The organism is Micromonospora sp. CNZ297, from assembly GCF_007827625.1.
Window position 1 is genome coordinate 15,046 of sequence record NZ_VISU01000043.1, and the last position, 11,960, is coordinate 27,005.

10 protein-coding genes are annotated in these 11,960 nt (G+C 70.5%); 3 read left to right on the forward strand and 7 right to left on the reverse strand.

Features of this window, described 5'->3' with window-relative positions:
- Positions 1 to 171: 171 nt before the first annotated feature.
- Complete coding sequence (locus FB454_RS33610; protein WP_069089513.1) at positions 172 to 1,239, forward strand: glycoside hydrolase family 43 protein; 1,068 nt, start codon at positions 172 to 174, stop codon at positions 1,237 to 1,239.
- Between the two features lie 324 nt (positions 1,240 to 1,563).
- Here the strand turns inward: FB454_RS33610 and FB454_RS33615 are convergent, their stop codons facing one another.
- Together FB454_RS33615 and FB454_RS33620 are read right to left on the reverse strand one after the other, a co-directional pair.
- Positions 1,564 to 1,914, reverse strand: a complete 351-nt coding sequence (locus tag FB454_RS33615) for a hypothetical protein (protein ID WP_013476101.1) — start codon at positions 1,912 to 1,914, stop codon at positions 1,564 to 1,566.
- Between the two features lie 315 nt (positions 1,915 to 2,229).
- A complete protein-coding gene (locus FB454_RS33620) occupies positions 2,230 to 3,768 on the reverse strand; it encodes a ricin-type beta-trefoil lectin domain protein (protein WP_145824198.1) in 1,539 nt (512 codons plus the stop codon).
- A gap of 357 nt (positions 3,769 to 4,125) precedes the next feature.
- On the opposite strand from FB454_RS33620, the gene FB454_RS33625 reads away from it, so the two are divergent.
- On the forward strand, positions 4,126 to 4,656 hold the full coding sequence (locus tag FB454_RS33625) for a hypothetical protein (RefSeq protein WP_030274727.1): 531 nt from the start codon (positions 4,126 to 4,128) through the stop codon (positions 4,654 to 4,656).
- A 214-nt stretch (positions 4,657 to 4,870) separates the two neighbouring features.
- Here the strand turns inward: FB454_RS33625 and FB454_RS33630 are convergent, their stop codons facing one another.
- The 5 genes from FB454_RS33630 to FB454_RS33650 all read right to left on the reverse strand — a co-directional run bounded on the left by FB454_RS33630 (position 4,871) and on the right by FB454_RS33650 (position 11,329).
- Positions 4,871 to 5,902: a methyltransferase gene (locus FB454_RS33630; RefSeq protein WP_030504720.1), complete on the reverse strand. Its 1,032-nt coding sequence runs from the start codon at positions 5,900 to 5,902 to the stop codon at positions 4,871 to 4,873.
- Complete coding sequence (locus FB454_RS33635; protein WP_030274722.1) at positions 5,899 to 7,077, reverse strand: aminotransferase class V-fold PLP-dependent enzyme; 1,179 nt, start codon at positions 7,075 to 7,077, stop codon at positions 5,899 to 5,901. The genes FB454_RS33630 and FB454_RS33635 overlap by 4 nt, the downstream gene beginning before the upstream one ends.
- Positions 7,078 to 8,349: a tryptophan 2,3-dioxygenase family protein gene (locus FB454_RS33640; RefSeq protein ID WP_145824199.1), complete on the reverse strand. Its 1,272-nt coding sequence runs from the start codon at positions 8,347 to 8,349 to the stop codon at positions 7,078 to 7,080.
- 58 nt (positions 8,350 to 8,407) lie between these two features.
- Positions 8,408 to 9,112 carry a tryptophan 2,3-dioxygenase family protein gene (locus FB454_RS33645; protein WP_071098638.1) on the reverse strand — a complete coding sequence of 235 codons (705 nt, stop codon included), beginning with the start codon at positions 9,110 to 9,112 and terminating at the stop codon, positions 8,408 to 8,410.
- Between the two features lie 756 nt (positions 9,113 to 9,868).
- Entirely contained in the window at positions 9,869 to 11,329 is a 1,461-nt protein-coding gene (locus FB454_RS33650; protein WP_145824200.1) for a PepSY-associated TM helix domain-containing protein, read from the reverse strand.
- 170 nt (positions 11,330 to 11,499) lie between these two features.
- On the opposite strand from FB454_RS33650, the gene FB454_RS33655 reads away from it, so the two are divergent.
- Positions 11,500 to 11,775, forward strand: coding sequence for a cation-translocating P-type ATPase C-terminal domain-containing protein (locus FB454_RS33655; RefSeq protein ID WP_145824201.1), 276 nt, complete (start codon positions 11,500 to 11,502; stop codon positions 11,773 to 11,775).
- The last annotated feature ends 185 nt before the right edge of the window (positions 11,776 to 11,960 follow it).

Here is an 11,960-nt window from a genome sequence, read left to right on the forward strand (position 1 = left end):
CGGCGCGTCGCGGTCGCCACGCGCCGGCCGACGGTCGGTCCGTTGCCCCCACCCGCACTCGATCCGAGTCGTTGGTTGACACGACGAGCGTCGATTGGTCAGTCTGGGAGAGCGCTCTTGCGCGCCGGGAGGTCAGCCGCCTCTCGTTTCTAGCGGGAACCGGTCGATGCCATGAGACGGCAGCGGATGCTCGGCAAGCTCCTCGTCGCCGTTCTGCTCGCCGCGGCAGGCTTGTGGCAGGTGGGGTTCGTCTACTCGCCGGCCGAAGCCGCGCAGAGCATCCGTGCGGCGGATCCCAGTGTCATCCGGGTCGGCGGCACCTACATCTCCACCCAGTCGGTCGGTGACGGCATCGCCGTTCGTCAAGCCTCGTCACCCGACCAGTTGAGCGGGGCGGTTCAGCGCCAGGTGTGGACGGACACCCGGGGCCGCGGCGGCGTCTGGGCACCGGAGATCGTCCTCGACGGTGGACGCTACTACATCTACTTCGCGCTGGGCGCGGGCAGCAGTCGCCGCACGTTCGTGATCAGCTCGACGTCGCCGGACGGTGGGTACACTGCCGAGCAGAAACTGGCCCTGCCGGACGACAAGTGGGCGATCGACGGGTCGTTGTTCACGTTCAACGGACAGCGCTGGTTCGTCTGGTCCGGATGGGCCGGTGACACCAACGTCGAGCAGAACATCTACCTCGCCAGGATGAGCAGCCCGACCACGCCGGTCGGGGCGCGCTACGTCATCTCCCAACCCCGGGAGCCGTGGGAGCGGGTGGTCGGCAACCCGTTCATCAACGAGGGGCCGGAGCCGATTCGAGACCCGAATGGCCAGTTGCACATCGTCTACTCCGCCAACGGCAGCTGGAGCGACCAGTACTGTCTCGCGGACCTGCGACTGCGGGCCGGAGGCGACCCGACGTACGTGTGGGACTGGTACAAGTCCAACGGCTGCCTGTTCGGCTCGAACCGGTCCACCATGATGTCCGGCTGGGATCCGACCCTCTACGTCAACGGCCCCGGGCATCACACCTTCGTGCTGCTGCATGGCGACATCGCCACGAGCCCACCGGCCGGGCCGCGATTCCCGCTGATGTTCCACGCGGTGCCGAAGGGAACGCCCTACACCTGGAGCAACCGGTTCTGGTACACCGGCACGTTCTGCTGGTGGGGCAACACCACCTACCGGCGGGCTAACGTCCCCGGCCCGAACACCGACACCGGCTGGAGCCTGAAGTTCTTCGAGTAGCGGCCGGTAGGGGGACCACACGGGCGGCGGACAGCGCGGACGCCACTCGTCCGCGTGTCGGCATCCGGGCCCGCCCGGTGGCGTGCAACAGAAGCGTGCCGGGGCGGGAGGGAACGGGCCCCGGCCTGCCGGAAGGCCGCCGCCACGTGGCCAAGCCCCACCTCGCCCAGCGGCGAGTCGGTTTCGGCTGCGGTGAGGATATCGAGGGCACGTGTGCCGGCTCGTGGTGAGCCATCGCCCCTCTTCGAGGGCGGGCGCCGGTGCCGGGGCCCCACGGCATGCGGAACTGGCGTCGCGCGCGTGTCCGGTCCACCCCGCGCAGGGTCAGCCGGCGACCTGGTCGAGCAGTTGCAGCAGGTCGTGCGCGGCCAGTTCGACGTCTTTGTGCCGCCACTCCGAGGCGCGGTAGACGCACGCGACCAGACCGGACCGGTGGACGCGGCGGAAGTCGCCGTAGGCGAAGGCGTACCGGGCCTTCGTCTCCTCGTTCGCACCCTCGGTACGGCCAAGGAACCATTCGCCATACTCGCGCCACGAGTGCTTGTCGAGGTAGCCGTTCTCGTCGGTGGCCCGGGGCTGGACAACGCCCCAGTCACTGTCGAGCACGTACTGGCGCGCTTCGATGAGCCGCCGGGCGCGGACGACAGCCGCCTGATCCACCGAGTACGAGGCCATGCCCGGCAGTATTCCCCGGCGAACGATCCGCCATGCCTACCGAGGTGGCCTCCAGGGTTCGGTCCGGCCATCCTGACTGGCGGGGTAGCGGGTCCGCCTCGGCGGGCTCGTCGGTCCGCCGGGGCCGTCGGTCACCGTGGGCGCAGCGCGGAACCGGCTCGCCAGCACCCGCGACGAGGGTGATCGGCGCACCGTTCGACACCGGTCACTGCCGGCGACGGCCGCACCTGAGCTGGCACGTCCCGGAGCGACACGGCGTGCCGCCGTCGGCCCACCTCGGACCGTCCCGGGCGGGACGCCGTGTCAGGCCTCGGATCAGCCGGAGCGCCACTTCTGGTTGGCGGTGCCGGCGCACTCCCAGAGTTGCAACCGCGCACCGTCGTTGCCGTTCCAGTCCTTGATGTCGACGCACTTGTTGGCCTGCGGGTTGACCAGGTCGCCGGCGGCGGACAGCACGAACTGCTGGGCCGGGTTGCCGCTGCAGGTGGCGATCTGGATGACCGCGCCGTTGTCCCGGGAGCCCCAGGCGACATCCATGCACATGTTGTTCTGCGTGCGCAGGCTGCCGCCGGTGAACGTCCACGCCTGCGCGGCCGTGCCGTTGCAGTTCCACGCCTGCAGCGGGACTCCGTCGGAGAAGTTCGAGTTCGGCACATCGACGCACTTGTTGTTCCAGTTGCTGATGATCCGGGTGCCGGAGCCGCCCCCGCCGGTGGTGACCAGACTGAGTCCGAAGACACCGAGGATCTCGTTGACCGGCTGGAACCACATGGTGCCGCCGGTGGTGCAGTTGCCGGATCCGCCGGAGGTGACTCCCTGGGCCTGGTCGCCGGAGAGCCAGGCGCCGCCGGAGTCGCCGCCCTCGGCACAGGCGTTGCTGCGGCTGAGCCCGTAGACCGCGCCCTGCGCGTAGTTGACCGTCTCCTCCCGGCCCAGCAGTACGCCGCACCGCCAGCCGGTCGTGCGTCCCGACCGGCACACGGAACTGCCGATCACCGCGTCCCGGGACCCGGTGACGGGAGCGTTGCCGCCGGCGTAGTTGTTCACCCAGGGTCGCGGCGTCCAGTCGGCGTTGGTGCGGACCCAGGCGTAGTCGTTGCCCGGGAACGACGAGCCGGCGAAGGTGCCCTGGGCTGCGTTATTGAAGCCGCGGGTGGGGCTGCCGGCGGCTCCGCAGTGCCCTGCGGTGACGAACCCGCCGACCACGGCGAAGCCGACGGAGCAGAGTACGTTGCCGTTGATGACGAACTGGTCGCCGCCGCGGATGTCGTACATCGGGCGCGGCGCGTCGGGCGCAGGCGCGTAGCGAACAAGCGCGTCGGCGAGGCCGGCGCCGCGCACGAACGCTCGGCCGGTGCGTTCCTGTCCCGGTGCCACCCGCACCACCACCTGGTTGGCGGCGACGTCCACGTACCAGCCGCGGACGGCGGCCCCGGGCGGTTGACCGGCGGCGCTCCGGTCCAGGGCGGTACGCGCCGATGTCAGGCTCGTGAGCGTCCGAGGGACGAGCCTGGGCCGGGCTCCCTCGGCCCGCACCGCGTCGGCCGCGGAGGCGTCGGTGACGGCGACCGTGAGCGGGCCGTCCGTCTCCAGCCACGAGCCGGCGTACCCGGTGCCGAGGCGCCCGCGCAGCCGTCGGTCGACCAACGCCGCGGCGGCCTCGGCCGCGAGCCGGGCGGTGAGTTGGTCGTCGGTCAGGTGCAGGTCGCGGCGCATCGCGGCGGCCATGCCGAGCGGCAGGCCGGCCACGGCCGGCCGTGCTTCGGAGTGGTGGGCGATGTGAGCCGCCGCGGGGACGGCCGGGACAGACAGGCCGAGCATCGCAGCGGTGAGCAGCGCAGTTGTCTTGATCATCGAACTCCTTCCGGTTGTTCGTGACGCACCGGAGGCGGCGCGGGAGAGCGCTCTCAGCCTGAAACCGTAAACAATCCTTGTCAATAGATTGAACTCGATTTATTCCCTAGTTGAGCGGCCGTCGCGCCCGTCTCGGCGGATCGACGGGACGAGCGCCGGTCACCACCCGGACGTCAGCGGGAGCTCCACGTCTGGTCGGACTGGCGGTTGCCCGAGTCCCATATGGCCGACCGGGGTGCCGTCCACCGTGACGCACTGGTGCGGGCCGTCCTGGTCGTGTTTCCTAGGCGACATTGCGTCGTGGCGCCTGTGCGGGCACCGCTCGGAGCGGTGGTCATCGGCACCTAGACTGCGCCGATGGATGCTGAATTCGCGGCCAACGCCGCGGCCACCGCCGCGATTTTCGGGGTCTTCGGGATCGTCTGGTTCGGCTGGGCGCAGGAGGCACCGCCCAGGGCGTGGCGTCCGTGGCTCGGCATCGGTTCGGTGTTGTCTCTGGTCGCAGCGATCATCGGCGGCATCGTCACCGCACGCACCTGGGACAAGGGCAGTTCCGTGGACGAGAGGACGGGGCCGGTCTTCGGGGTGATCGTCCTGATCGAGGTGGTCCTCTGTGCCGTCGGCGCGATCTGGCTCCGGCGCGCCGGCCGCACCTCCCTGGTTCCGGTTTGGATCGCCCTGATCGTCGGCCTGCACTTCTTCCCCCTGGCGCCGCTTCTGGGGTATCCGGCCCTCGCGATCTGGGCCGCGCTCGTCACCCTGGTCGCGCTCGTCAGCGTCCCTGTCGCCAGACGGTGCGACTTCACCCCCAGCGCCGTCGTCGGTGCCGGCACGGGCGTGGCCCTCCTGGCCGGAGCGGCGACCGCACTGGTGCACGCGCTCACCTAGGTGTATTGCCGGAGTCGCTCGTGCCGCACAGCGCTGGGACGTGTCTGACCGACGGCGACACGGTGGGCGGTGCGCTACGCCGAGCTCCGCACCGATGCGCCGGACGGATCGGCCGTCACGGCCGCAGGGACGGGCGCGCCGGCCGGCAACGGTGAGCCCGGGACGACTTGCGGCGGGTGCGGCCACGCCCGCACCGTCACGCCGGCTGGACGGGTCACGCTTCGGCCACCGGTTTGTGCCCGCAGGCCAGCTCCCAGCCGCCGGGCAGCACGGCCACCCGGTCGAAGCCGACCTCCTTGAGCAGACTGGTGTAGAACTCCACCTCCCGCAGCCGACTGACGCAACTGTCGACCCCGATGAGGAAGTAGCTCCAGAAGAACTGCATCGCCAGGCGGTCTGGGGTGCGGAACTCCTCGCAGATCACCAGCAGCCCGCCCGGTTCGAGGGCCGCGTACGCCTTCTCGACCAGCCGGCGGGCGACGTCGTTCGGCCAGTCGTGCAGCACCCGGACGAATGCCATGGCGTCGTAGCCCGAGGGCAGCGGCTCGGCGAAGAAGTCGCCGCCGACGAAACCCAGCCTGTCGACATGCCCGGTGCGGGTCCGGGTCGCCTCCACCAGCGGAGCCACGGCCGGCAGGTTGTACACGTCGACCCGTAGCCCAGGCGCGTCGTCGAGGATGTGCGCGGCGAGCGTGCCGTCACCCCCGCCGATGTCCAGCAGACGGCGCCGGTCCGACCACAGCCGGCTGGCGTTGCGATGCATCGTCTCGATCACCGGACCGAGACCGACGGCCATGCTGCGCTCGAAGTCGGCGGTCTGTTCGTCGGTCTTCGGGGGCCAGGCGAAGTCGTCGTCGCTCATGCTCACCTCGCCGCGCAGGCTCTCGGCCAGCCGGCCGTGCAGCAACCGCCAGGGGTAACGGTCCCGGTCACGTTCGACAGCACCGGGGCCGACGACCGCCATGACGGCATCCCGGAGGCCGGGTACCGCACGGTACGTTGCCATCGCGATGTCGTCACCTGGCTCGCTGCGCTCAACGACACCGAGGCTTTCCAAGCAGTCGAGGAACTTGTAGAGCCGCAGGGGCCGCACGTCGAAACGGGCGGCCAGCTCACCGAGGCTCGCCGGCCCGGGCTCCAAGGCGTCGAGCAGACCCGTGCCGAGCGCGGTCTCCAGCACGTCCATGGCCTTCGGCCCGTTGGCGAGCAGACTCATCAGCGCGCGTGAGGACAGCGTGACCTTCACCGTTTCAGCTCCTCTTCCAGGGCGTCCATGAACGTGTCGATCTCGTCGAGGGTGTTGTAGACGTGCGGGCCGACCCGCAGGTAGCCCCGCCAGCTGCAGACCATGTCGCGAGCGACCAACCGCCGCTTGACCGCCTCGCCGTCGGCGACGTCCAGGCACACGACGCCACCGCGCCGGTGCGGCTCGGTCGGGCTGACCACGTCGATGCCAGCCACCGCGGCCCGCTCCAGGATCCGCTGGGTGCAGGCGAGCGAGTGCCGCCGAATCGGGCCGGCACCCACCCCGGCCAGCAGATCCAGGCCGACCTGGGAGATCAACGAGGTCAGGGGGAACGGCGTCCCGCCGGCGAACCGACGGGCCCCACCGGCCCAGCCTGTCGACGGCTGGAATGTGAAGGCCCGGTCACCGGCCTGCCAGCCGGTCGCCGCTGGCTCCAGCTGCGGCACCAGACCCGGGCGCACGTAGAGGAAGGCAGTGCCGACTCCGCAGAGCCACTTGTGCGCGCCGCCGAGAACCACGTCGACGCCGAGCGCCGTCACGTCCATCGGCATGACCCCTACGCTCTGGAAGGCATCAACGACCACCAGCGCGCCGACGTCGTGGGCGCGCCGCACCAGCCGGGGCAGGTCGACGGTGGCCCCCGAGGAGAAGCTGGCGTGCGGGATGCACACCAGCAGCGTGCGTTCGTCGATCCGTGCCTCGACGGCGTCCTCGTCGAACCGCGGGCCGCCCGAGCCGACCACGTCGAGCCGGGCGCCGTACCGACGGAACGCGTTCCAGATGAACGGCACCGTCGGATACTCCAGATCGGTGGTGACGATCCGGTTCCGCGGCGGACGATAGTCGAAACAGGACGCTACCCGGGCGAGCAGCGTGCTCAGGTTCGCGTCGGTGACCACGCTGCCCGCCGGTGCGCCGATGAACGCGGCGACGGAGTCGGCGTACCGGTCGAGGCCGGCGTGCCAGTCCTGCCAGACCTCGTCCCGCCAGTTCCGCAGCGTCCGCCAGTAGCCGGTGAGCACCTGTTCCGCGCCCCGCGGCACCGCGCCCGTCGAGTTGTTGTTCAGGTAGACGCCGGTGCTCAGCAGGGGAAACTCGGCGCGCAGCGCGGCGTGCGCGCTGGCGTCGAGGCACTCGGGCGTATCGAGGTCGGAGTTCCGGTGCGGTGGGCTCACTCAGGGCTGCCTCTGGTCGGCGCGATGGGGGACGGGTCGGGGCTCGCAGGCGACGGAGGTGAAGACCGGGATGGATCGGGCGGCGGCCAGATAGGGCGTGCCCTCCGTGTAGCCGGTGCCGGCCCGCGGGCCGAGCATCCGGGTCGCGAGGCGGTGGTGCGTGCGCCGCCACTGGAATACCGCGGCGGCGAACGACCGCATCTCCTCCTCGACCCGCCCGCCTTCGGGCGCGGCGAGCAGGCCGTCACGCACCGCCGCCCGGAACGCGTCGTCGATCGACGGCTGGCCGGCGTGCACCAGCTCGCGTACCTCCGGGACCTGGTGGTACGCGGCCGAGTCCAATCGCGACCCCTCGGGTGTGCGGCACAGCGACTCCATGAGCTTGTAGGAGCGGGACTGGATGGCGCTGGCCCCCGCGGTGTACTCCCGGAACGTCCGGAACGCCTCCGGCTGCATCGTCGCCAGCAGCGCGAACAGCGGCCCGGCGGCGGTGAGCTGCTGTCGGGCGTACGCCAGCCGTTCGGCCGCCCGCCCCGCCTGGCCGGCGGTCAGGGCGGCGATGGTGGCGCGCAGCTCCTCGGCGACCCCCGCGAAGAGGCATTCGTACGACTGGAGCACCCGGATGAACAGGTACTCGTCGTGCGACACATGGACCGGCAGCATGCTCAGCCGCAGGGCCAACTCGCCGGCGGGATCGGCGTCGGCGGCGACGGCCCGCAGCTCGTCCGGGGTCGCCACAGCTTCCCGGCCGGGGACCATCCCGGCGATGCCCAGCCGGGCGAGAGCGGGTGACACGGCCCGCACGCCGAGCCGGTAGCGCTTGGACACCACGTCCCGGCTCGGGCGCCGCTCGGGCAGCAGGTCGGTGGCACCGGAGGCGGCGGTCAACTCGAAGGCCAGCACGTCGGCGACCAGGCGAACGAGGAGCCGGTCCCGGTCCCGTCGGGCACCGAACGGGCCGGCGACGTCGTCCCCGCCGGGCAGCCGGAGCAGTCGCAGCGCAAGATAGCTGCGGTAGTCGTACCGGCCGTCCCACTTATCGAGTGCGACGTCGAGGAAGTCACCCAGCAGCCGGGCCTGCGGCTCCCGCGTGGTCGCCGGCACCGTCAGCTGCGTACGGGCCTGGTCGAGCAGAGCCAGCACTTCCTTTTCGACGAAGTGTTTACCGACCCGGTGAAACTCCGCCAGCACGGCGGAGTACGGAAAACGGCAGGTCTGACCGCCGCCGGACAGCCAACTCGTCAGTTCACGCACGAAACCGCACCTCGACATTTCGGTCGCTACGCAGGTGGGTGAGGATAAATTGACAATTACTGGTGAACGAGGATTGTCAACGTTGGTCGGCCTGTGATTCGTTAGCGGATCCGTCGGAGGGCTTCAGGCGGGCCCGCCACAGTGCAGGGAAGAACCGGTGCCCGACGAGCTTGGCGAGCATCGTCGCCTCGGCGCCGCCGGGATCGTGGCCCCCGACGCGCAGAGCGACCCGGTAGTGCCGCATACGCCACAGCGACACCCGCTCGTCCCACTCGATGAGCGCCTCGGCGAGCCGCTGGACGGGGTCGGCGGGATCCGGCCGACCCAGTGCGGCCGGTTCAATTCCTCGGACTTCGAGGTGCTCGGCGAACGCCCGGCCGAGCTGCCGGCTCATAGCGTGGACCTGCCGCCATCCGGGTGACTCGGCCCCGGATCCCTTACCCAGCGCCGGTTGCATGGCCTGGAAGTCGGCCGGGGACAGGTGCCGGAACATCTCCAGCTGGTCGGTGACCAGTCGGATCCCCAACGTCGCCCGGGTTAGCAGCGACTCGGTCACCGCCAGCTCGCCGACGCGCAGCCGGGTGACCGCCTCGGCCAACTCGGCGGCGACGAGCTTCAGCCACAACTCGGTGGACTGGTGCACCACCTGGAAGAGCAACTCGTCGCGGTGCATCATCTCATCCGGCCGTCGTTGCAGGGCGAGCAGCGTGTTCAGTCGCATGTAGCGCGCATAGTCCGTGGCGCCGTCGCCGGGCAGCACAGGTGAGTGGTCCTGCTTCACGGAATCGGTTCCCTTCGGTCGACGTCGCTGCATCGGAAACCGATGGTGCGACCATGCGTGCAGCGGACATTATGCAACGGCAAACGACAATGTGCTATATCTCAACCCGATCGATCTGAGAGCGTAAAACCTCCTTTCCACCCTTGGAAACGGTCAGGCTGGGCAGGGCGAGATTTGGCGTACGTGTGCGGTGGGTCGGCAGGCCGTCCACCGATGCAGCCGGGGAAAGGCTGCGATGTGGCCGGCCCGGGCGCGGGCGGGGTGGCGGCGCCCCTGCCGATCGGCCGCGAGGTGGACCTGCTCTGGCTGGGCCAGGTGCTCACCGGTCCTTCGGGCGCTGGTGCTCGTCGAGGTTAGGGCCGGCGCGGCAGGAGCCGGATTCGCGGTGCCACCTATGAACTCCCCGTCGAGTCTGGGCGCTACCGGCCGACGGCCGAGAACGGCACGACCACGACGGCGTGGACCGTCACGTCCGGCGCTGTCGCCCGCGCCGAGCCGCCGAAGGGGTCCTGCACGCCCCGAGGGATCGGGCAGCCCGTGCCGCGCCGACCCTGCTGTTACTGCCGGAACATGGAGATCTGCATGATCACGCCCGACGACAAGATCTCGGTCTTCCTGCGGATCACCGGACAGAGCGGTTCGGAGGTCACCGGGCCGTTCCGCCGGTGACCGGCTCCCGGCCCCGCTGACCGACACGCGACCACCGCTGTCCGGCCGACCCGCAGCGGTGGCGGCCGGACAGCGGTGCGGGGTCAGCTACCGGCCGGGGGCGGGTGAGACGGGTATCGGCCGGCGGCGCCGACGGGTGAGCATGCCGAGGGCGATGTCGATGAAGAGGAAGCCGAGCAGAGTGACGCCGAGCCAGGGCAGTACCCAGCCGAGTGCCACGGTGACCGGTACGCCGAGCGGCAGCGCCCACCACGGAAGCCCTCGGACCCCACCTCGGGCGGGCGGCGCGCCGAGCGGTGCGCGGCGACCGGCGCGGGTGGGGCGGCGCTGCCACCACATGCGGTAGCCCCAGACGATGACGCAGAGCAGGCCGAGAGCGAGCGCGGCGAGCAGGATCTGATTGACCGGGCCGAACAGGATTCCCATGTGGGCTTGAATGCCGAGGCTGCTGAGCCGCGCGAGGATCGGCCAGTCGGCGAAGTCGCTGCGGTCGGTGACCCCGCCGGTGGTGGGGTCCACAGAGATCCGGTCCTTCGCGACCGGCCAGGTGTTGTCGACCTGGGCGACGGTCCATGCCTGGCCGGACTCCGCGGCAGGGCTGATCTCCACCAGCCCCGAGAGTCCGGCGCCGCGCGCGGAGGTCAGGACGATGTCGAAGGACGCCGGATTGTCCGCCGTGCCGGTCACCGCCCCACCGTGCTGGTGCCCACCACCACTAGCGGGCGGGGGCACGCCGTCGAGGGTGGTGGACAGTTCCGGAGTGCCGGCGCGCAGGACGTCCAGGCCGGCGCCGAAATTCGCGCCGGCGTACCGGGACCAGGTCAGGCCGGTGGCGGAGAGGAACAGCAGGCCGACCGCGAGCCAGACACCGGTCGTGGCGTGCCAGCCCCGCGTACGCCGGACTCCCTTGCGGGCGCTCAGGTCCGGTATGAGCAGGTGTGTCGTCCGGGCGCGGGTGGCGCTGCGACGGCGCCACCACAGGATGACGCCGCCGAGCACGAGGACCCACAGCCAACTGGCGGCGATTTCCGAGTAGTGCCGGCCGATCTCACCGAGGTGCAGATTGCGGTGCAGGTCGTCGAGCCAGGTGGTGGCCGGGGTGGAGCCGAACCAGGTGGTGAGCTGCCCGGTGACCTCGCCGGTGTACGGGTCGACGTAGACGGTGTGCTGCTTGTCGCCGAGTTCCTCGAGCGAGAACACCACCCGGGTGGTCCGGTCGCCGGCGCCGGGCGCCACGGTGGCGATGGTGCCGTCGGGGTGCGCGGCCCGTGCGGCGGTGACCTGTTGGGCGAGGGTCGTCGGCTGGTCGCCGACGGCGGCCACGGCCAGCTGGTCGCCGTAGAGGGCCTGGTCCAGCTGTGGGGTGATGGTGTACGCCAGGCCGGTCAGGGCGGCGACCAGGAGGAACGGGGCAACCAGGATGCCGGCGTAGAAGTGCAGCCGGGTCAGCAGCGCGGCAAAGGGCGTGGGCTCGCGACTCGAACGAGCGGTCTGCGCAGCGGCGGGAACATCCGGCGTGGGATCACCGGACAGGTCGGTGACGGACATCGACTACTCCGATCGGAAAGGAGATTTCTAGTTCGGGGTGGCTCGTGCCCGTCGAGCCCTGGGCTGCCCGGTTGCCGTCTCCCGGTCGAGTAGTCGGTCAGGTACGTCAGGAAGTTCCCGGCTGCCCGCGCACATCGTCGGCGTTGCCTCCGCTGTGATGCGGAGCCGCCATCGTTGCCTGTCAGGTCGGCACCGCGCTTGCCGCCCGCACTGACCGAGCCTCACTGCGCTCCATCGGCCTGGCGTCCAACCGGCTCCCGCTGTGGGGAATCGCGTTCGAACTCGCCTTCGCCGCCACCATCGTCACCGTGCCCCCGCTACAGGCGATCTTCGGCACCGCCGTGCCCGGCCCCGCCATCCTCGCCATCCTGATCGCCTTCCCGATACTCGTCTGGGCACCGGACGAGCTACGGCGCGCAGTGCTACGCCACCGCACCGGACGCTGACACCAGCTATCTGTGCTTTGTGCGGGCGATGGACCTGGGGAGATGAAGATCTTCTCCGGTATCGGCGGTAACAGCCGGTAATGGATGATCAATGAGCCATTTTCATCGTGACGGCGCAGGTCACGGGCGGTGTGGGAGGCCGGTGTCCAGGTAGGACGAGGCTCCCGGTAAGACAGCAATCGACC